This is a genomic window from Psychrobacter sp. TB20-MNA-CIBAN-0197 (genome assembly GCF_040309765.1).
Lineage (GTDB): Bacteria > Pseudomonadota > Gammaproteobacteria > Pseudomonadales > Moraxellaceae > Psychrobacter > Psychrobacter submarinus.
In genome coordinates this window covers 1-21,125 of the sequence record NZ_JBEOPC010000030.1, presented here as the reverse complement: position 1 = coordinate 21,125, position 21,125 = coordinate 1, and the positions used below count along the sequence as shown (strand labels likewise).

Genomic DNA, 21,125 nt, shown 5'->3' with positions numbered 1-21,125 from the left:
CAATGGCTTATTAAGGGTCACTATCAAAGCCACTAACGATTAGGACTTATCAGCCAATAAAAGGACGACAGCACTTGCCATAATGCCCTCTTGACGACCGGCGAATCCTAGCTTTTCAGTAGTCGTGGCTTTGACACTGATGTTACTGACATCAGTTTGCAAATCGCTGGCAATATTGTCACGCATCGCCTGATTATGGGGAGCAAGCTTAGGGCGCTCACACATCACGGTAATATCAGCATTACCAATCTTGTAGCCGGCGTCGACTATTTTGCTATAGACATAACGTAGCAGCACTCTTGAATCAAGGCCAGCATGCGCGCTATCAGTATCGGGAAAATGCTGACCGATATCACCGAGCGCCAGAGCGCCAAGCAGAGCATCCGCAAGTGCGTGCAGTACTACATCGCCGTCTGAGTGCGCAAGCAAGCTATGGGTGTGCTCAATCGGCACGCCAGCTAATATGACATACTGTTGCTGTTCACCATTGTTATGAAAAGCATGAACGTCAATACCTTGACCAATTTTTATCATTGTTCATCCAAAATTTTATTCAACATAAGCGAAACTTTTATGACAGCATCTAAGCTATTTTTAAAACTAGAAATTAGCTTGATAAGCATTGATTTTTAATTCAATGCTATAATATAGCGCCTATGTTATCACAAATTGTTGAGCGCTCCGTTATGCCAGTTACATCAGCCACGCAAAATTTATCCAGTCAAGCTACTACGATCACTCACCATCGTCCTCTAAACTTAGCCGACATCGATAGCCCAAACACGAAGCGGGTCATCGTTGGTATGTCAGGCGGTGTCGACTCTTCGGTATCAGCCGTACTTCTGCAGCAAGCAGGCTTTATCGTCGAAGGTCTGTTTATGAAAAACTGGGAAGAAGATGACGGCACCGAATACTGCACAGCTATGGACGATCTTGCAGATGCGCAAGCGGTCTGTGACAAAATCGGTATCAAATTGCACACTGCCAACTTTGCGATGGAATACTGGGATCGCGTGTTCGAACATTTTTTAGCTGAATATAAAGCCGGACGTACACCTAACCCCGATATTTTGTGCAATAAAGAGATCAAATTTAAAGCATTTCTAGACTATGCCTCTGATCCAAAATTTGGTCTTGGCGCTGATTATATCGCTACCGGTCATTACACGCGCCGCAGCGTAAATTATAAAAATAGCGCGGGTATGGAGGTAGCGCAGCTATTGCGCGGCCTTGATAATAATAAAGACCAAAGCTACTTTTTGCATGCGGTGGGCGGCGACAAAATCGCCAAAACCTTATTTCCAGTTGGTGAGTTAGAGAAGCCTGAAGTACGCCGCATCGCAGAAGAGCATGATTTAGTGACCGCGAAGAAAAAAGACTCAACCGGTATTTGCTTCATTGGTGAGCGCCGTTTTAAAGACTTTTTACAACAGTACTTGCCTGCTCAAAAAGGCGATATCATCACTGACGATGGACATGTTATCGGTCAGCATGATGGGCTAATGTACTACACCTTAGGTCAGCGCGGCGGTATCGGTATCGGCGGTGTAAAAGATCGTCCTGAGGAGCCTTGGTTTGTCCTTGCTAAAGATTTAGAGAAAAACCAGCTAATCGTTGGTCAAGGTCACGAGCATCCTATGCTGATGAGCAATGAGCTGCAAGCGTACAAACTCGACTGGGTCGATGGTCTTGCGCCAAAAGATAGCTTTAGCGCTGAGGGCTTACGCTGCATGGCAAAAACGCGTTATCGCCAGCCAGATCAGGCCTGCCGTGTGTTTGCGACAAATACTGACGGTAGCGAGGTGCGCGTGGTCTTTGATGAGCCGCAGCGCGCAGTGACGCCGGGTCAGTCTGCGGTGTTTTATATCGATGAGATGTGTTTGGGCGGCGGCGTGATTGCATCGATTGATGCGCCTTGCGGTTTTTAGATAGCATTTAATTTTTGACAAGCGGCAGTAGCAACCGTTACTGCTCCGCTTGTCATGTCGTCCGTTCGCGTTTGGATTATGATCCTCAATCGTTTTTGACTCCTCTCTCTATTCAATTTCTCCCAAATCTATTGACGTTGATATCTGTCTTTGACGTACTATTAATTCGTGGAAAATATCGCTGACACTCCCTTTTTTGCATCAGTTTTTGCTATAATTGCGCCACCAAAATTTACTGCTGTCGTAAGCAGTCATTCACTTTCTGTTCACTCAAAGGCGATACCATGACCCCACTTACCGCTCTCTCCCCAATCGATGGCCGTTATGCTTCAAAAGCTGACAGCTTACGTCCTTATCTTTCTGAGTTTGGTCTTATTAAAGCGCGTGTCACCGTTGAGATCCGCTGGTTGCAGTCGTTAGCAAATAATGATGCCATCGGTGAATTATCAGCATTTGATGCAGATACCAATGCCTTTTTGGATAGTATCGTTGATGATTTTAGTGAAAGTGACGCGCAGGTGATTAAAGATATTGAGGCGACAACTAATCACGACGTCAAAGCGGTTGAGTACTTTATCAAAGATAAGTTTCGCGGCAATCAGCAGTTAGAGGACAGCCTAGAGTTCATCCATTTTGCTTGTACCAGTGAAGATATTAACAATTTGTCTTATGCGCTTATGCTCAAAGACAGCCGCGAGCTTGTGGTTGCTAAAATGCAGCAAGTGACCGATAGCATCGTTGACTTGGCGATTACTCACGCTGATCAGCCCATGCTGTCACGCACGCACGGTCAAACTGCTAGCCCAACGACGCTAGGTAAAGAGATGGCCAATGTCGCTTATCGCTTAGCTCGTCAAATTAAGCAAATCGGTCAGGTTGAGCTACTCGGTAAAATCAATGGCGCAGTCGGTAACTACAATGCTCACCTATCAGCCTATCCAGAAGTCAACTGGCAAAGTCATGCTGAGCAGTTTATCAATCAAAGCTTAGAGCTGACTTTTAATCCTTATACGACTCAAATTGAGCCACATGATTATATCGCTGAATTGTTTGATGTGGTCAAACGTTTTAATACTATATTAATCGATTTTAACCGTGACATTTGGCAATATATTAGCTTAGGCTATTTTAAGCAGCGCCTAAAAGACGGCGAAGTCGGTTCATCTACCATGCCGCACAAGGTCAACCCGATTGACTTTGAAAACTCCGAAGGTAACTTGGGCGTGGCCAATGCCATGCTAGCGCACTTAGGGGAAAAGCTGCCTATCTCGCGTATGCAGCGTGATTTGTCAGATTCTACAGTACTGCGTAATATTGGTGTCGGCCTGGCGCAAAGTATGATTGCTTATGATGCGTGCCTAAAAGGTGTAGGCAAATTAGAGGTCAATCCTCAGCGTTTAAATGATGACTTGGAGCAAGCGCAAGAGGTACTTGCCGAGCCGATCCAAACGGTCATGCGCCGTTACCGTGTCGAAAACCCATACGAGAAGCTCAAAGCCTTGACTCGCGGTAATGCCATGACTCGTGAAGCCATGCTCACCTTTGTAGAGAGCGATGAGTTGGCTGCTGTCTCAGATAGCGACAAAGCAAGCCTGCGCGAGCTGACGCCAGCTACTTATACGGGTAACGCTGCTGAGCAAGCACGCGCTATTCAAGACTGGATAGCAAAGCTTTAAAGTTTGCTAAGGTGAATTGAATACCTTAAAGCAATAGAGATAAGGCACAATTGCCTCATCTCTATTTGTTCAAACTGGCTATACATTCGCCTAAGTCTATACAAAATAACAACCTTACTTTGCATGCTATGATGATCTTAAAAACTCATAGGTGATAAGTAAGGTTTTATTTTTTATCCTTTTTATCATCATCGTCATCACTGTCGCCTGGTATGATAGCCTTGCCGACCGCGACCGTGCCTTTGACCACGCCTTTGGTGGTTTTATAGGCAACTTTGGCAGGTACAGTGACAACTTTGTGGACACAAGCTTGTAGGACAAAGATACTTGCGATGATGACGATGAAATGCAACTTTTTCATAAACTTCCTATAATTTTAAGATAAGCCGATAGTCTTTGTATTAAGCTATCGAAAAGTCATCATAAACGATTAAAACTCTCCTATAAAGTCATCCTGACTATTAATTTTTCCTAATTTTTATATGGATTTACCAATGAGCGCTATACCCCTTTGTTTACCTGATAATATGACCCCTGAGCAATTCTTAAACGAGTATTGGCAAAAAAAGCCATTGCTGATCAAGCAAGGTCTGCCGCAACTAATCGGTATGTTTGAGCCAGAAGATATGCTCGGCCTAGCGCTTGAAGAAGAGGCCTCTGCCCGCCTGCTCACTCAAGCGGCAACTAAGCCAGTCGATGAGCCGCAGTGGCAACTCAAAAAAAGCCCCTTAAGCGAAACCGACTTTGACAACCTGCCAGCGCAGTGGACAGTCCTTGTGCAAAACCTTGAGCAATGGTCACCTGAGCTTGGGCAATTGTGGCAAGCGTTTGACTATATTCCGCAGTGGCAGCGTGATGACATTATGGTCTCTTACGCGCCTAAAGGCGGCTCGGTCGGCAAGCACTATGATGACTATGATGTGTTTTTGGCGCAAGGCTATGGCTCTCGCCGTTGGCAGCTCGGCAAGTTTTGTGATACAGATACCGAGTTTGTCGCAGATGAGCCGATTCGGGTATTTGACGATATGGGTCAGATTATCTTTGATGAGATACTAGAAGCGGGTGACGTGCTTTATGTGCCGCCCAAACTCTCGCATTTCGGCGTGGCGCAAGATGATTGTCTGACGTTTTCTTTTGGCTGCCGTCGTCCAAATTTGATGCAAATTATCGATGGCTTGGCTGATATCGCCACTAATGATAGCGATTTGTTTATTCCGCTGCTATTGCCGCAAGCACTACAGGCATCTGGCGCATTGCAATCAGAGAGTATCAGTGCGATCAAAGAGCAGCTCTTGCACATGCTACAGTCTGAGCGTGGTGACGATATCATTCGTCAGGCAGTATCTGAGGTCGTCAGCAAGCGTCAATATGACGCGCTCGTACCTGAGGAGACTCTAACGACCGATGAGCTCATGCAAGCCATAACGGAAGGCGCGACCTTGCAAGCAGATTACAGCAATCGGCTGCTCTATCATAAACATGCCGGTGAACTCATCCTGTACGCTAATGGTCAACGCCTAGATGGTCTAGATACTATTGCCAAACAGACATTGCAGCGCTTGGCAGATGGTGAAGCTTTGCAGGCGGATGATGTTGCAGACATCGATCCCGACGACTTAATGGAGTGGCTGGAGAACGGCTGGGTGTGGGTGAATATTGCTGATGATTTTTAACCTGCCTGGTTATAGCTACTATTGGCTAAAAGACTGCAGCACTTATTAAATGAGCTCTATTCAAAGAGGTACTGTCTCAGCAGTGTCGGCAGTGTAGAGAGAAATGTTACACTCAGTCACGAAAGTTATGCAGTTATACCGTGTACATATCTTATTGCTTGAACCATACTATTTTGGATACTATAAATAAATATGGAACAACACTAACTAGGAGTACTTTATGTCAAATCGTGATAAAACTGATGCAACAACCAAGATGGCACCTAACGATATTAATCAAGATGGCCTATCTGAAAAGGATCAACAACGTACTGACGATTCAGCTCTCGATATGATGCAAGGTATGCACGAGCATGAAGATCATGAAGATGAGAATGAATAAAACAGTTAAAAATTTAGCTTTTTATAGGTACTGATTATAGCTACTAAACTTACATAGCTTATAAAATTGCTAATAGACTATAAAATTAAAAAGCGCTTATCATATTGATAGGCGCTTTTTAGTGAGTAGATGGTATGCTCTGTATGAAAGCGAGACAAATTTTACAAAGCAGGAGGACGTCTCTCAGGTAGCTGATCCAAGGATTGGTTATATATAAATGCTGCTGCTAAGACGATAACAATAGGAACGATAAAGGCGGCATAATCAACTCTAGCAAATAAAAAAGCCCCGACTACCCCGCCGCCACAAAAGCAGTACCAAATAATGGCCTGAAAGCCTAAAGTGGGCTTACTAATAGCGCGTCCTGCCAGCCAATTACCGATAGCCGCGCCCATATCTGAGGTCAGTCCCGTCAGATGCGTGGTACGAATCACCGCGCCGCTATAAGTCGCTACCATGGCATTTTGTAATCCGCAAGCCATTGCCGCAGTGAGCTGACCTAGATAGGCATGCTGCTGATAGAGCCAGTAGCTCGCTATTAACAGGAGTGCTTCTAAATATAGCGCGCGTCCGTAACGCCGGCCTAATTTTAAAGAGTTTTGTCCGATGATAAAGCCGCTTAACACCGCGCCTATCAAAAAAGCGATTAAAGAAGCGCCAATGAATAAGACACTAGGACCATCAAAATGCGCGATGGCCGCCGAGAATAAACTTACATTACCCGTCACATGCGACACGGATAAATTGGTAAAACCCATAAGCGCCACACTGTTGACGCTGCCAGCACTGAACGCTAGCACCGCCCCGCCCCAGAGTATCCATTTCGGTAGTTTAGTTATCATAGCTCTCGCCTACGCGCTGATTCAAAACAGCTCATCATACACTAAAACACTGCCCATAAAAAAAGGCAGCCTATTCGCTGCCTTAATATAAGATAACCAGCACTATAATAGCTTTTTGGGGCTAGCTATTTAGGACGACACTCTAGCGCTAAGAGTAATGAACCAGCAGTAATCTACGTTATTTATCCGCTTCATCTAGCATCATCAGCTGCTCGCTGATTGCGACGGTGTTGAAACCTGCATCCACGAACATAATCTCGCCAGTGATACCCGATGCCCAAGGAGACAGTAAAAATAACGCAGCATTACCAACCTCCATCTGATTGATATTGCGCTGTAGAGGTGCGATTTTTTCGCTGATATCGAGCATCTTACGAAAAGACTTGATGCCACTAGCAGCAAGTGTACGGATAGGCCCTGCTGAGATAGCATTGACCCGAATACCCTCAGCGCCCATCGATGTTGCTAGATAGCGCACGCTCGCCTCTAAGCTGGCTTTTGCCATGCCCATGACATTGTAATTGGGTAGTACTGAGATGCTGCCTTCATAAGTTAGCGTCAACATGGAACCGTGACGCATCGCTAATAATTCGCGGGCGGCCTTAGCTAAAGCCACAAAGCTATAGCTTGAGATATCATGAGCGATTTGGCTGCCCTCGCGGGTGGTAGCGCTAACAAAATCGCCATCTAATTGCTCCATAGGGGCAAAGCCAATAGCATGCACCACCCCATCGATACCATCGCCCCAATGGTTTGTCACTTGCTCAAAGCAAGCAGCGATAGAGTCGTCAGAGGCGACATCGCATTCAAGGACTAAATCTGCTTCAAACTTCTCAGCAGCCATATCGACGCGTTTTTTGATTTTGTCATTAGGGTAAGTCAGAATTAATGAAGCACCTTCGCGGTGTAGTGCCTCAGCGATAGCCCAAGCAATAGAGAGTTTGCTGGCGATACCAGTAACGACAAAACGTTGGCCTTGAAGTAACATAATAGGTCCTTATAAAGCAGTTATAATTATCTAAATCTACGGGTTCTCATTATACACGAATCAATTTAAGTAAACAGTCGTAAACTTAAATACTGCTAGCGCAATCGACAGCGGTATGAAGTTGCGCTGATTTCAAGTATAATCACAACCCTTCCAAGCTTGCACTTTCTTCATAAATCCTCAGCCGCCCAACATAAACTGTCTTGGGCGCGAGAGGCTTTAGCGTTAAGCGATACCCACATTTTGGATGGCTGTCAAAATTATGAGTAATGACTCAACTCTAGCATCAAACTATCAAGAAACCATCGAATCTTATCGTCAACTGATAGAGTCGACTGGTGAAGACCTAGAACGTCCAGGCTTACAAGATACGCCTATGCGGGCAGCAAAGGCTTTTGCTCACCTGACCCAAGGCTATCATCAAAATTTAGCCGATGTCGTCAACGATGCGGTATTTCCATCGAGTAACCGGGAGCTGGTGTTGGTTCAGAATATAGAGTTTTATTCTCTATGTGAGCACCATATGCTGCCTTTTCATGGCCTTGCGCATATCGGCTATCTGCCTAACGGACAAGTGTTAGGGTTATCAAAGTTTGCGCGGATTGTAGATGTGTTTGCGCGTCGCCTGCAAATTCAAGAAAACCTCAGCGAGCAAGTGGCACAGGCTATTATGGATGTGACTGGCTGCCGCGGGGTGGCAGTGGTTATGGATGCCTCACACATGTGTATGATGATGCGCGGTGTCAATAAGCAGCACTCTACGACTCGTAGCACGGCTATGCTTGGCGAATATGTACATGATAACCAAGCACGTAATGAGTTTTTAAATGCGCTACCAGCGCGCAAGACAGCGTTTTAATTTGACTCTTCTTAATTTGTATTAAAAAAAAGGACGCTTAATTGCGTCCTTTTTCATATTAGATACCTCACACTAAACATCAAAGCTCAGCTTAGCTCGTTTTTACGTCATCAATCCACTGACCATAGCCTTCTGCTTCCATATCCGCTAAAGGAATAAAGCGCATCGCCGCTGAGTTCATACAATAGCGCTTGCCCGTTGGCGCAGGACCGTCATTAAAGACATGGCCGACGTGTGAATCTGCATAGCGACTACGAATCTCGGTACGAGTTGAGAAAAACCCTTTGTCTTCTTTTTCAACGACCATCTCTGGGCTCAGTGGCCGCGTAAAGCTTGGCCAACCAGTCCCAGACTTATACTGATCGCGAGAAGAATATAGCGGCTCACCTGAAACCACATCAACGTATAATCCGGGCTCTTTATTATCCCAATACTCATTATTAAAAGCGCGCTCAGTACCGTCCTCTTGCGTGACTTTATACTGTATGTCACTTAAAGACTGCTTGAGCTCTTCCTTGCTAGGCTTAACAAATGACGCAGGATTAAAGCCTGAGTTTGCAGTTGTCGTTGAGCTCATTGTCTGGGTATTATTTATAGTAACTTCGCTATCTTTGGGCTTAAACTGACTAAAATCTAGCTCATAGTCCTTGCCATAGACGCTCTCGATAAACTGATAGCGACCTGAATTAAAGGTATAAGCCTTATAACGTAGTGGATTTTTCTTATAGTAGTCCTGATGATACTCTTCAGCAGGATAAAAAGTACTCGCCGGTACAATCTCTATCACTACTGGCTTATCGTACACACCGGAGGCTTGCAGATCTTTTTTAGCCGCTTCTGCTATTTGTTTCTCTTTTTGGTTATGATAAAAAATAGCCGGACGATACTGCGTGCCTCTATCGACAAACTGACCTTGATCGTCAGTAGGGTCAGCGATACGCCATAAGGCTTGTACGATACCATTGTAGGTTATCTTAGTAGGGTCATAATAGACCTGAGCAGCTTCAGTATGCCCTGTACCTCCCGCTGATACCGCATTATAGGTTGGGTTATCAGTCTGTCCACCACTATAGCCTGAGACAACTTCTACGACGCCAGGGATCTTTTCATAACCAGCCTCTACGCACCAAAAACAACCACCCGCTACCGTCGCTACTGCTAGATTGGGATCTGTAGGGGCATAAGGATTGTCAGCATTAGGGTTTTTTATACTAGTGCTGTTTTCTGTGGAGGCGCAGCCTGCTAACAGAGCGCTACTGGCTAACACCGCCATACTCATAACTTTAATTTGACGTTGAAAACTCATAAAACGCTCCTAACCGTTTTGTTTGCTACCTTCTTTGAATACTATAGCCTTATTACACTATAGTAACGCTCAAGCATGACAAAAATACTTTATTCTTGTTATATATTTATTATTTATAGTTTCTACATAGTCAACGACTTCGATTCACATCTATTAAATGACTGAAAAGCGTTAGCTTTCAATAGAAAAAGAGCCTATTACCTTACGGTGATAGACTCTAGTTATACTAATAACCAATAGTTTTAAATAATATCGACCATAAGGTCAGTTAAGCGCTTTTTTTATCTTGAGTATCATTATTGGGTCGATCTTCACTCGCGGTTTGAATTTTTTGTAAGATCTTCTTGATACCCGCCGGTGGCATATAAGTGGGTACTGCATAAGTATCGCTGACTTCTTTGGCAGCAGCTTTGGCAATATCGTCATAATCTGTCTTTTTCATACCTTTAACGGTAGGATCAATGCCGACAGTTTTGATAAGTTCACGGACTTGCTCGATAAAGTAATTGGCCAGCTCTTTATCGGTTTTAGTCGCTTGAGCGCTTTCAACGATGCCTGTTTTTCTAGCGAGTTTCGCCAATCTTTTCTCTGATCCTTTACGGTTGACTTCTAACACATAAGGCAAAACGATTGCGTTAGCGCGGCCGTGAGGGATACTGTAATGCGCGCCCAATTGGTGAGCGATCGCATGCACATAACCTAAACCAGCTTTATTAAAGGCGATACCGCCATAATGTGCAGCTATCCCCATCTCTTCGCGAGCCTGCAGGTCTTCCCCATTTTCATAGGCGATTGGCAGATACTGCATCACCGCTTTGGTGGCAGAAGCGGCATAATAGTCGGTCTCAACGCTAGCATTAGCGCTCATCCACGCCTCTAAGGCATGAGTCAAAACGTCAATACCAGTATCCGCAGTAATATGCTTAGGCATCCCTTTCATAATCACAGGATCGATAGCGGCGGCTAATGGAATCATTTTAGGATCGATTGATAGCGCTTTTTGATGCGTGTCGTTGTCCGATACTACTGCGCCAAGCGTCGCTTCTGAACCGGTACCGGCAGTCGTTGGAATACAGTACAGCGGCACTCCTTTCTTTCTTGCCTTAAGGATACCGATAAGCTTTTGCGGCTTACAGTTATTGCCTTGTGACATTGCGATCATCTTCGCTGCATCAATAACTGAGCCGCCGCCAATAGCGATTATCGCATCGCACTTAGCGTTGACCGTTTGGCTTAGACCTTCTTCTACGACGGCAAAAGTAGGGTCTGGAGTGATGCCATCATAAACCTGATAGCGGATATTATGCTGATCTAAATAGTCAGTAACTTTGGCCGGGATACCAAGCTTATTGAGTACGGCATCGGTTACGATAAAGACGTTAGTGCCGCCTTCATTGATGACCATATCGCACAGCTCATTACAAGCGTCTTCACCGACGAATAACAGAGGTCTAGGTAGCGGAATAAGGTGCGAGAATACTTTTAGTGCTTTAGCACGCGTTTTTGCGACAGCTAAGTAGCCGGCATGTTGTAATTTGTCGTTGTTCATGAGTTTTGCAAGAGGAGAGTTTGTAGCGGGCATAGAAATATCCTTTTCAATAATGCGGCGGTAAATAAAACAAACACCAAACGACTGTTTGTATGAATTGTACCACTGTCATTTTATATATATTGCGATAATTATGAACTCATATGTTCTAGTCAATATTTAGTCGTGGCAGCGTCTAAACTTTGGTAATCATCATGAGCGCATAACAGTCGATATTAAGCATCAAAAACAAATAAACAATAACTAGAGCTCAGCACAGAGGTCTTGCTTGCCAAACTTTCTTTTAATAACAGATGGTATTAACAGATGGTCTTTATCCTATATAACACTGGCCTGCAATAAGCGCTGAGAATACCGATGCTGCGGATGGTTAAATAGCTCCTCTGTTGCACCTGCCTCTACGCAAACGCCTTGTTTGAGTACCATAGTATACTGACACAGCGCCCGCACGACTTTTAGGTCATGGCTGATAAACACATAGCTGATATTAAACTTAGCTTGTATCTCGCGTAGTAGCGTCACAACCGTCACTTGCGTGGTGCTATCAAGCGCTGAGGTCGGCTCATCAAGTATCAATAAACTTGGCCGCATCACAAGCGCTCTTGCCAACGCGACCCGCTGGCGCTGACCGCCCGATAACTCATGCGGATAACGATGAATAAAATCAGCGGGTAGATGTACCGTTTCTAGGCTCTCTAACACGGCTTGCTGACGCGCAGCCTGAGTGACGCCTTGCACCAGCAACCCCTCTTCGACCACCTGCATCACCGTCATACGCGGATTAATACTAGCAAAAGGATCTTGAAAGACCATTTGAATCTGCGAGCGAAACTGACGTAATTCGCTACTACTCAAGGCGAAAAGATCCTGACCGTCGATGAGCACTTGTCCGCGCACGCGCGCTTGATTGCTCAGTAGTTTGCTCAGCGCCAAGGCAATAGTGGTCTTACCAGACCCCGACTCGCCAACGATACCCAAAGCTTGACCAGCTGATAAGCTCAGGTCGACTGATTTTACTGCTTCGAACCAGCGCTTAGTGCCGCCAAATAGGTTTTTTTCTATCGGAAAATCCACTTGTAGCTTATTGACTACTAAGACTCGCTCGTCAGTGGCGGTTTCATTGGTAATCGTTAGTGCTGAGCCAAAATTTTGCTGCATCAGTGTGCGAGTATAGTCCGCTTTTGGCTGCGCAAAGATAGCAGCAGTTTTGCCTTGTTCAATCGTCTGACCTTGGCGCATAACGATAATCTCATCGCTATAGCGTTTGACTAAATTTAGGTCATGGCTGATCAAAATCATCGCCATATCTCGCTCAGACTTTAGGCTATTTAGTAGTGCTAATATCTCGTGCTGCAAAGTCACATCAAGCGCGGTAGTTGGCTCATCAGCAATCAAAATGTCAGGCTGCTGTGCTAATGCCATCGCAATCATTACCCGCTGGCGCTGACCGCCTGATAGCTCGTGCGGATAGCGGTTGAGCTTATCAATAGGATCAATGATATTGACATCTTCTAACAGTTGGATAGTATGCTTGCGCCACTGCGGCTTTGCGATACCGTTTAGGCGCAGCGATTCGGCGATTTGCTTGGCGACGGTATGTAGCGGATTCAGCGCAGTCATCGGCTCTTGAAATATCATGCCGATGCGCTGACCACGAATGGATCTGAGCGCTCTGTTTTGCGCCTTATCTTTACCTTGGTTATTGGTAATGGGTAGCTGCGTTCTTCCATCGAGCAAGACCTGGCCACTGACGCTTAGGCTATTTGGCAGTAATCCTAACAGTGCTAGGCTGGCGATTGATTTGCCTGAGCCCGACTCACCAACGATAGCGAGCGTCTGGCTTTGATGCAGCTGATAAGATAAATTATCGACTAATATGGCTTTGTTATCCGCCGTGATAGTCATATCTGTAACGCTTAGAACACATGGGTTTTGCTTAGTATTATCAGTCATATCAGCTGCGCCTTGGGTCAAAGGCATCACGTAACGCTTCGCCAATAAAGATAAGCAAGGATAAAATAAAGGTTAAACTAAAGAACCCTGATAACGCAAGCCAAGGCGCATCGAGATTGTTTTTGCCTTGTACCATCAGCTCCCCTAATGACGGTGAGCCGGGCGGTAATCCGTAACCTAAGAAATCAAGCGCAGTTAGTGCAATGATATTGGCGGTTAAGATAAACGGCAACTGCGAAAGACTGGAGGCTAAAGCGTTAGGCAAAATATGTTTGCGCATGATTTGGCTGTCAGAGACCCCTAAATTACGCGCCGCCCGTACATAATCAAAATTACGCGCCCGCAAAAACTCAGCACGCACCAAACCGACCAAACCCATCCAACCAAACAATAACATCAAAGCAAACAGCACATAGACACTAGGGCTAAACAGGCTGACCAAAATGATAATCATAAATAGCTGCGGCATCCCGCCCCACACTTCCATAAAGCGCTGACCTGCTAGATCTACCCAGCCGCCATAGTAGCCTTGAATTGCGCCGACGATAATGCCTATTAGTGCTCCAGCTAAAGTCAACGCTATACCAAATAACAGAGAAACCCGCATACCATAGAGAATGCGCGCGAGCACATCGCGCCCTTGATCGTCAGTGCCGAGCCAGTTCTGAGCGTTAGGTGCAGCAGGATAAGGAAGACCCAATTCTACATTTGGCGTCTGATCGGCAAAAGGAATAATCGGCATCACATAAAAGCCTTTGTCCTCAATCAGCGCTTGTACCGCAGGATCTTTATAGTTAGCTTCAGTCTCAAATACACCGCCAAAAGTAGTCTCAGGATAAGCTGTCAATACAGGCACATAGTAGTCACCGTCATAACTGACCAGTAGTGGTTTGTCATTGGCAATAACATTAGCAGCCATACAGAGGATGAACACTAAGCTGAAAATAATAAGAGAGATTAAACCTAAGCGATTACTACGAAAGCGATCGAGCCGCGCCTGCCAAATCGGATTTAGGCGTTTGGCTTTTGATTTAGTTAAAGCAGGTGGCGGCGTAGCAGTAGAATAATTAGACATTAGCGACCCTCAAAATCAATACGAGGGTCTATTAGATGATAGCTCAGATCACTGATAAGCTGTAATAATAAACCAAGTAAAGTAAAGATAAACAGCGTGCCAAATATCACTGGATAGTCGCGCTGCTGAATGGCTTCAAAGCCAAGCAGGCCCAGTCCATCAAGTTTAAAGATAATCTCAATAAGAAAGTTACCGGCAAAGAAAATACCGACGATAGCGGCCGGAATACCAGCTATGACAATCAGCATGGCATTACGAAAGACATGACCGTAGAGCACTTGACGCTCCCCTAAGCCTTTAGCGCGTGCGGTCAACACGTACTGCTTGCTCAGCTCCTCTAAAAAGCTAAATTTAGTCAAGTAAGTCAAACCGGCAAAGCCGCCGACGGTACTCGCTAGTAAAGGTAAAGCTAAATGCCAAAAGTAATCTTTTATTTTACCTAAAGTGCTCAGCTGATCGAAATTCTCTGAGGTCAGCCCTTGTAGCGGAAAGATATTAAAGTAACTACCGCCCGCAAAAAACACCAATAATATTACCGCAAATACAAATACCGGTATCGCATGACCAACTGCTAATAGCATCGCTGTCGCTTTATCTACCGCCGAGCCGTGATGCATGGCTTTATGAACCCCTAATGGTATGGCAATCATGTAGATCAGCAGTGTGCTCCACAGTCCTAAGGAGATGGAAACAGGGAGTTTTTCGATAATGAGGTCAGTTACCGTCTGCCCTTTAAAGAACGACTCGCCAAAATCTAATTGAGCATAGTTTTTTAGCATAATCCAAAAGCGCTCAGGCGCGGATTTATCAAAGCCATATTGCGCATTAATCGCAGCGACCATCTCCTCAGATAATCCGCGCGTACCTTGATAAGTGCTGGTATTACCGCCAGAGCCGCCTGCGCCTACGCTACTATTAACCGCGCTATCTTTTGCGCCTTGTTCAATGAGAGCCAGTTGCTGCTCGACAGGACCACCAGGTGCGGCCTGTACAATCACAAAGTTCGCCAATAAAATCAAGAAAAGCGTCGGTAATATCAGTAGTAGTCTCTTTAAGATATAACGACCCATGATGACGACTTCCTTGCAAAGGTAAAATAGCAGACAACAGTCAGCGGACAAGTGAGGTAAGAGGTAGTGCTGTGCGAGTGTTAGAAGTTATCCTTAAGCTCTCGTAGCGCTGTAAACACCGTTAAGCGCTCTTCATTGTCAATATTCGTTTTGGCTTTTACGCCTGCAATGACGCTAGGCTCATGCGCTCGCAAAAACACATTGACCTCGCGTTCATGCTCCAAAGTGACCGGTAGCGTACATAGTCCTTGCTGCGTCTGACTCTCTGCTCGCTCTAAAGCTTGCTGCATCGCCATATTACCCGGCTCAATAGACAGCCCAAAACGCAGATTGTTAGCCGTATATTCATGGGCAGGATACAATAACGTATCGGCAGGCAGACTGTTTAGACGTTTGAAACTCTCGTAAAGCTGCTCGATAGTACCGGTAAAGACACGACCGCAGCCTGCACTAAACAGCGTATCACCGCAAAAGCAGTGCTTTTGACCGTCGATATCCAACACATAAGCCATGTGACTTGCCGTATGCCCGGGGATATCCCAGACTTGTGCTGAGCAGCCCCAAGCACTGACCGTGCTGCCGTCTTTTATCGTTTGATCTTCCTCAACGCCATGCTCGCTATGGCCGACGATATGCGTCATCGGGAAGTGCTCTTGTAGCTCCATTACGCCGCCGACATGATCAAAGTGATGATGTGTGGTCCAGATAGAGGTCATCTCTAAGTCATGCTCTTCCATATAGTCCGCGACAGGCTGCGCTTGGCCGGGATCAATAACGATAGCTTGCTTGTTATTTTTATTGATTAATGTCCAAATATAATTATCGTTAAATGCTTTTATTGGAATAATTTGACTACTCATATCGAACCCTTATTGGTTAACACTGGTTTTACGTATTGATCTTAAATGTGCGCTTATATGACTGTTATTCACGGTTAATTGACGTTTATCGTCTTAGCTTACCGCTTTCACTTGCTGCTGAATTTAGCGTTTTAAATAATCATTAACTTTCGCTTCCGCCTTTTTGTCCACCCACCAGTAGTCGATACCAACCGCATTGGTCGGCAAAGTCGTATGGCGATACTGATTCCAGTACGCCACATTAGTGCCAGATTTGCCGTATAGTGGGACTAAATAGTGACCTGCACGCAGTAAGCGATCGAGCACTTTGGTATAAAGTACAATCTCCTCACGACTCTCAGCATCGCCAAGGGCTTCTACGACTGTATCTATCGCCGAGTTTTTGATGCCGATCGTATTGCGATTACCGACTTCATCAGCAGCCGCGCTGCCCCAAAAGGCGGCTTGCTCCGCGCCCGGTGATAAGCTTTGCGCGAACACATCGGTCGTCATATCATAATCATAACGACGCGTGCGCTCATAGTACTGCGGCCCATCGACTTGACGCAGATTTGCCGCAAATCCTAAGCGCTCAATATTACGAATATAAGGCAGCAGTACTCGGCCTAGCGTATCGCCTGTCATCAAAATCTCAATTTGCGCGCGCTCGCCATTTGGCTGATACAGCTGCATGTCTTGATAATAAAATCCAGCATCGAGTAGTAACTGCCTTGCCTTGAGTAAACTCTCCCGGTTAAAGCCGTTACCATCGCTCTTAGGTAGCTGCCAATCGCTAAGCACTCCTTGACGCTGCCTAGGCTCTAAATCACTGAGTAGTGGCGTCAGTACTGCCATCTCATCAGCAGCTGGCGTACCAGTCGCCGCCAGCTCTGAGCCATAAAAAAAACTCTGCAAGCGCTCATACTGGCCATGAAATAAAGTCTTGTTCATCCATTCAAAGTCATATGCTAGACTGAGCGCTTCACGGACGCGAATATCTTGAAACAAAGGCCTGCGCATATTCATCACGAGCCCCTGCATCGGTACAGGGTTTTGACTACTTATCGACTCTTTGATAATCATTCCTGCTTTTACGGCAGGGAAGTTATAGCCTGTTGCCCAATTCGAGGCTTTGTTTTCGGGACGAAAGCGATATTGTCCAGATTTAAAGCCTTCAAAGGCAATCTCATCGCTTTGATAATAGACGAACTTAATCATATCGAAGTTATAGCGGCCGCGATTTACCGCCAGATCACGGCCCCAATAATTTGGATCGCGCACATAGCTGACCGAACGCCCCGCCTCGACACGGCCTAATTTATATGGGCCACTGCCCATCAAAGGCGTTAAGCTTATCTTTTCAAAATCGGCATCAATAGAGGTTTTGGCAAAGATAGGAAACTGGCCAACGGTTAGCAAAATCTCTTTGTTGTCACTGGAGGTAAAGACGAACTTCACTTTATGTTTATCAAGGATTTGTACTTCTCTAATATCGCCTAAATAGCTGCGAATATACATCGGGCCTTTGCTGAGTATCGCCTCATAAGTCGCTTTGACATCACTGCTAGTGACTGGCGTACCATCCCAAAACTTGGCTTTAGGATTGAGATGATAAATGATCCAGCTGGCATCATCAGTATCGTAAGTCACGCCTGTGGCCAGCTGAGGATACATGGTAAAGGCTTCATTCAGTGAGCCAGTCATCAAGGTATCGTACAGATAATCCGTGCCGACCATTGCCACGCCCGTCGTCATCCACTTATTGGCCGCGTTAAAAGTGCCGCGAGCATCGAGCGATAGCGTACCACCCTTTGGCGCATCAGGATTGGCGTACGGCATGTATGGGGTGTCGATGTATTCAGCGCTACTATTATGTCCAAGCGCTGACGTGGTAACCACCTCGGCTTGACTGCTAGAGGCGTAGCAAAGCAGTAGGCTCAAAGTAGCGGCCTTATAAGACTTGTATAATATAGCTTGTATCGGAGCGTTATTGATCATAGCTTGTCTATCATTATGGGCGCTATCGGCGCTTTTTATCAAAGCAGACTTTTACAGTAGCCTAATTCTAGCGGTGATGCGAAATCTAATCATACCAAACTTCGCTTTTTTAACCTAATCAAAAGCGTAGATGTGTTTTGCTACTTTTTAAATATCGCCCTTAAAAATAATTTCAGTACCTTCTATACCCGCTTAGCTACTCCCGCTCAGCTATTCTCGCTCAGCTATTCCCACTTATCAAAAAACGCCACTTATTCAGCGGCGTCTTTTGATTATAGCTATTTTTGCCTGCAAGGGGCGATACAGCAATTAGGCATACTTTTTTTCAAAATCTTGCATAAAGTCAACAAGCTGCTCTACCCACTCAAGCGTTACCGCGTTATAGATACTAGCGCGCATACCGCCGACGTCGCGATGGCCCTTTAGATGTAGCAAGCCTGCTTTTTCTGACTCTTCTAAAAACACTTTATCTAAGCTATCATCTGCCAAGGTAAAAGGCACGTTCATAATCGAGCGATATTGTTTGGCAACCGGATTATTATAAAAATCACTATCATCGATTGTCTGGTATAGCAGATCCGCCTTTTTCTGATTGATTTTGCCGATAGCTTCAACGCCGCCTTGCTCTTCTAACCAGTCGAATACTAGACCCGCTAGATACCATGAATACGTCGCTGGCGTGTTAGACATCGACTCTTTTTCAGCCTGATGCGTATAGTTCATCAGCAGCGGGCACCAATCGCTGGCTTGGTTTAGTAAATCTTCACGGATAATAACGATAACAAGACCTGCTGGACCGATGTTTTTTTGTGCGCCGGCGTAAATCATACCAAATTTGGAGACATCAATCGGCTGCGATAAAATATTCGATGACATATCTACGATGAGCGGCACATCAACCTTTGGCGGCTCAAATATTTGCAAGCCATGAATGGTCTCATTAGCGCAGTAATGAAAATACTTGGCATCATCACTTAGGTTCCACTCATCAGACGCAGGTACGTCCGTAAAATTGCTTTGTTTGCCACTAGCGACCACATTAACCTCACCAAGACCTAGCTTAGCGTAGCGCTTAGCTTCTTTAATGGCCTTATCTGACCACGTCCCAGTCGAGAGATAATCAGCGCGGCCATTGTTTAATAGGTTTAAAGGAATAGCCGAGAACTGCAGGCTTGCGCCGCCCTGCAAAAACAGCACTTTATAGTTATCAGGTATGTCCATCAGCGAGCGTAATTTACTTTCCGCTTTTTCAGTGATAGCGATATATTCTTTACTACGGTGGCTGACCTCCATCACCGAGACACCGCGACCCTGCCAATCGAGCATCTCGCTTTGCGCGCGCTGTAGAACCTCAGTAGGAATAGTAGCAGGGCCTGCAGAAAAGTTGGGAGTTCGATGTGGAGCAGTATGTTCAGACATAATAAGAATTCCAAGCAGTAACAAAGAAATAGAGAAAAAGTTAAGTATAAATTTTAGAACCGCGTAAAGCTATTTTGAGCTAAATGATATAGCAATCAAAAACAATGAATTAATTGGAGATCTGCTGCCAAAACTCCCGCTTAAGTAGACTGTCTTCAAGCATCGTCTCTAAGCTAGGCGTCGTCGCAAATTTAGGATGAGACAAACCGTCGGGCAAAGCGGTCAATACAGCCACCTGAATATCTTCACTCTGTGCAATCTTGAAAATATAACCAGCAAGGCTAGCATTGGCCAGCTCAGCGGTGTCCATACCCGCACATATCGGAAATGAGCTCGTCTCACAGTCTAATGATAGGGCCTGAGTGATGTTTTGCCAGAGCTTTTGACTGTCATTATCGAGCGCCTGAATATCAACTAGCAGTACCCAGTCCCCGTAACGAGCGCCTTGCAAATCAAAGGGCGCTATTTTCTCAGAGTTAGCAGGGGCTAAGTTAGGAGTATGGCTCGCAGTATCAACTTGCTCAGTACTAGCTGATTCAGAGAAGCTATTTAAATTGTTAAAGTTGTAAGACTTGTTGCTAGCATTTGAACTTTCATTATTATTAGCAACATCAACATCAAAGCTGTCATTATCGAAGCTATTCATTTTTACTTGATCAGTAGCTAATACTTCATCATCTGAAGCAACTGGCGCAGTCGTAGTGTGTCTATCTATTGGATCACCACCTCGCACCTCTGGTCTAACTTGTTCGTCTGATACCGGCTGCTGCCCAGTTAATGAATCGGGTGCTTGTATACCACCTGCGCTCTCAGTGATATCGCTTATTTTTAGCGTTGGTGAGTCTGGCCGCACCCATTGTCCGATACCCATCATCGCCAAAATCTGTCGCTGCTGAGCTTGCTGCTGGCGAGCTAAAAGCTCTGAGCTTTGACGCTGCTCAGTAGGTAATGAAGTCGTTTGGCTATCACTCATTTAGATGGTTTACCCTACTCATTTAGACTCAATATCGTAGCTTTTAAGCGAGCAGGATGCAAGCTACTCACCTAGCTATTTTATTAGTTACTGATGGCGCTGACCCAAAATTTTGACCCAAAAAAAACCCTCTAGCAGGGCAGGTAAATCGAACAGCAAATCAATAACAGTCAAATTTTAGACAAAAAAAAGCGACTCCATCAGCACATCCTCGGCACACAATGAATCTAATACCGTTGCTACCTTCCGGTCCTGGCGGGGTTCATAGAACACTGTTGCGAGGCTACCAATGGAGCCACCAGTTGCAAATTATACTTACTTTTTTCTATTTTACAACCCCTAACGCTACAAACGATAGCTTTTCACGCCAAAGTGAATTGGGCTTAGATATTATCGCCATTTTAACGCTGCTAGAAAGCAGTAAGGTTGTGACAAAACACTTATATTATTTATTATCAGATTTGTTATGTTGGGGCGTGTTGAACATTCACAAATGCGCACTGCTGATAGCTAAAATAGTTCTAGTCGTCGTTAAAATTGCAGGTAATGCTTATTGCATTGGATAGCTGATTTTATTTAAACAGTCGCAACGACT

At 45.3% G+C, this 21,125-nt stretch carries 18 protein-coding genes and 1 other RNA gene; 5 read left to right on the top strand and 14 right to left on the bottom strand.

Annotated elements, in window-relative coordinates; translation table 11 throughout:
* Positions 1–39: 39 nt before the first annotated feature.
* The gene (ispF, locus tag AAEY83_RS10125) at positions 40–534 is read right to left on the bottom strand and encodes a 2-C-methyl-D-erythritol 2,4-cyclodiphosphate synthase (protein WP_025646861.1); all 495 of its coding nucleotides are present in this window, start codon (positions 532–534) and stop codon (positions 40–42) included.
* A gap of 152 nt (positions 535–686) precedes the next feature.
* Between ispF and mnmA the strand changes: the two genes are divergently transcribed.
* Complete coding sequence (gene mnmA, locus AAEY83_RS10120) at positions 687–1,928, top strand: tRNA 2-thiouridine(34) synthase MnmA (RefSeq protein ID WP_037059754.1); 1,242 nt, start codon at positions 687–689, stop codon at positions 1,926–1,928.
* A gap of 284 nt (positions 1,929–2,212) precedes the next feature.
* Positions 2,213–3,604 carry an adenylosuccinate lyase gene (gene purB / locus AAEY83_RS10115; protein ID WP_025646859.1) on the top strand — a complete coding sequence of 464 codons (1,392 nt, stop codon included), beginning with the start codon at positions 2,213–2,215 and terminating at the stop codon, positions 3,602–3,604.
* A 166-nt stretch (positions 3,605–3,770) separates the two neighbouring features.
* On the opposite strand, the gene AAEY83_RS10110 is transcribed toward purB, so the two are convergent.
* Positions 3,771–3,965 carry an NF038104 family lipoprotein gene (locus tag AAEY83_RS10110; RefSeq protein WP_025646858.1) on the bottom strand — a complete coding sequence of 65 codons (195 nt, stop codon included), beginning with the start codon at positions 3,963–3,965 and terminating at the stop codon, positions 3,771–3,773.
* Positions 3,966–4,098: 133 nt separating this feature from the next.
* Between AAEY83_RS10110 and AAEY83_RS10105 the strand changes: the two genes are divergently transcribed.
* Together AAEY83_RS10105 and AAEY83_RS10100 are read left to right on the top strand one after the other, a co-directional pair.
* On the top strand, positions 4,099–5,277 hold the full coding sequence (locus AAEY83_RS10105; protein ID WP_025646857.1) for a cupin domain-containing protein: 1,179 nt from the start codon (positions 4,099–4,101) through the stop codon (positions 5,275–5,277).
* A gap of 220 nt (positions 5,278–5,497) precedes the next feature.
* Positions 5,498–5,659, top strand: coding sequence for a hypothetical protein (locus AAEY83_RS10100; protein WP_198013373.1), 162 nt, complete (start codon positions 5,498–5,500; stop codon positions 5,657–5,659).
* Positions 5,660–5,820: 161 nt separating this feature from the next.
* Here AAEY83_RS10100 and AAEY83_RS10095 read toward each other — a convergent pair whose 3' ends face one another.
* Both AAEY83_RS10095 and AAEY83_RS10090 read right to left on the bottom strand, forming a co-directional pair.
* Positions 5,821–6,501, bottom strand: coding sequence for a YoaK family protein (locus AAEY83_RS10095; RefSeq protein ID WP_025646856.1), 681 nt, complete (start codon positions 6,499–6,501; stop codon positions 5,821–5,823).
* Positions 6,502–6,679: 178 nt separating this feature from the next.
* Complete coding sequence (locus AAEY83_RS10090) at positions 6,680–7,489, bottom strand: enoyl-ACP reductase FabI (protein ID WP_025646855.1); 810 nt, start codon at positions 7,487–7,489, stop codon at positions 6,680–6,682.
* A 262-nt stretch (positions 7,490–7,751) separates the two neighbouring features.
* Here AAEY83_RS10090 and folE point away from each other — a divergent pair, with 262 nt between their 5' ends.
* Positions 7,752–8,348 (top strand): GTP cyclohydrolase I FolE, encoded by a 597-nt coding sequence (gene folE, locus AAEY83_RS10085; protein WP_025646854.1) that lies wholly within the window; start codon positions 7,752–7,754, stop codon positions 8,346–8,348.
* 91 nt (positions 8,349–8,439) lie between these two features.
* Here the strand turns inward: folE and msrB are convergent, their stop codons facing one another.
* The 10 genes from msrB to ffs form a co-directional block, all read right to left on the bottom strand.
* Complete coding sequence (gene msrB / locus AAEY83_RS10080; protein ID WP_025646853.1) at positions 8,440–9,654, bottom strand: peptide-methionine (R)-S-oxide reductase MsrB; 1,215 nt, start codon at positions 9,652–9,654, stop codon at positions 8,440–8,442.
* 268 nt (positions 9,655–9,922) lie between these two features.
* Complete coding sequence (locus tag AAEY83_RS10075; protein WP_025646852.1) at positions 9,923–11,236, bottom strand: iron-containing alcohol dehydrogenase; 1,314 nt, start codon at positions 11,234–11,236, stop codon at positions 9,923–9,925.
* A 285-nt stretch (positions 11,237–11,521) separates the two neighbouring features.
* A complete protein-coding gene (locus AAEY83_RS10070) occupies positions 11,522–13,156 on the bottom strand; it encodes an ABC transporter ATP-binding protein (RefSeq protein WP_084212661.1) in 1,635 nt (544 codons plus the stop codon).
* Position 13,157: 1 nt separating this feature from the next.
* Positions 13,158–14,231: an ABC transporter permease gene (locus AAEY83_RS10065; RefSeq protein ID WP_025646850.1), complete on the bottom strand. Its 1,074-nt coding sequence runs from the start codon at positions 14,229–14,231 to the stop codon at positions 13,158–13,160.
* Positions 14,231–15,301 (bottom strand): microcin C ABC transporter permease YejB, encoded by a 1,071-nt coding sequence (locus AAEY83_RS10060; protein WP_025646849.1) that lies wholly within the window; start codon positions 15,299–15,301, stop codon positions 14,231–14,233. The genes AAEY83_RS10065 and AAEY83_RS10060 overlap by 1 nt, the downstream gene beginning before the upstream one ends.
* An 80-nt stretch (positions 15,302–15,381) precedes the next feature.
* The gene (gene gloB / locus AAEY83_RS10055; RefSeq protein WP_025646848.1) at positions 15,382–16,161 is read right to left on the bottom strand and encodes a hydroxyacylglutathione hydrolase; all 780 of its coding nucleotides are present in this window, start codon (positions 16,159–16,161) and stop codon (positions 15,382–15,384) included.
* A 123-nt stretch (positions 16,162–16,284) separates the two neighbouring features.
* Positions 16,285–18,138, bottom strand: coding sequence for an extracellular solute-binding protein (locus AAEY83_RS10050; protein WP_025646847.1), 1,854 nt, complete (start codon positions 18,136–18,138; stop codon positions 16,285–16,287).
* Between the two features lie 309 nt (positions 18,139–18,447).
* Entirely contained in the window at positions 18,448–19,557 is a 1,110-nt protein-coding gene (gene serC / locus AAEY83_RS10045; protein ID WP_025646846.1) for a 3-phosphoserine/phosphohydroxythreonine transaminase, read from the bottom strand.
* Positions 19,558–19,666: 109 nt separating this feature from the next.
* Positions 19,667–20,530 carry a DNA polymerase III subunit psi gene (locus AAEY83_RS10040; RefSeq protein WP_025646845.1) on the bottom strand — a complete coding sequence of 288 codons (864 nt, stop codon included), beginning with the start codon at positions 20,528–20,530 and terminating at the stop codon, positions 19,667–19,669.
* Positions 20,531–20,725: 195 nt separating this feature from the next.
* An RNA gene (gene ffs / locus AAEY83_RS10035) (signal recognition particle sRNA small type) lies at positions 20,726–20,822 on the bottom strand.
* Positions 20,823–21,125 lie beyond the last annotated feature (303 nt).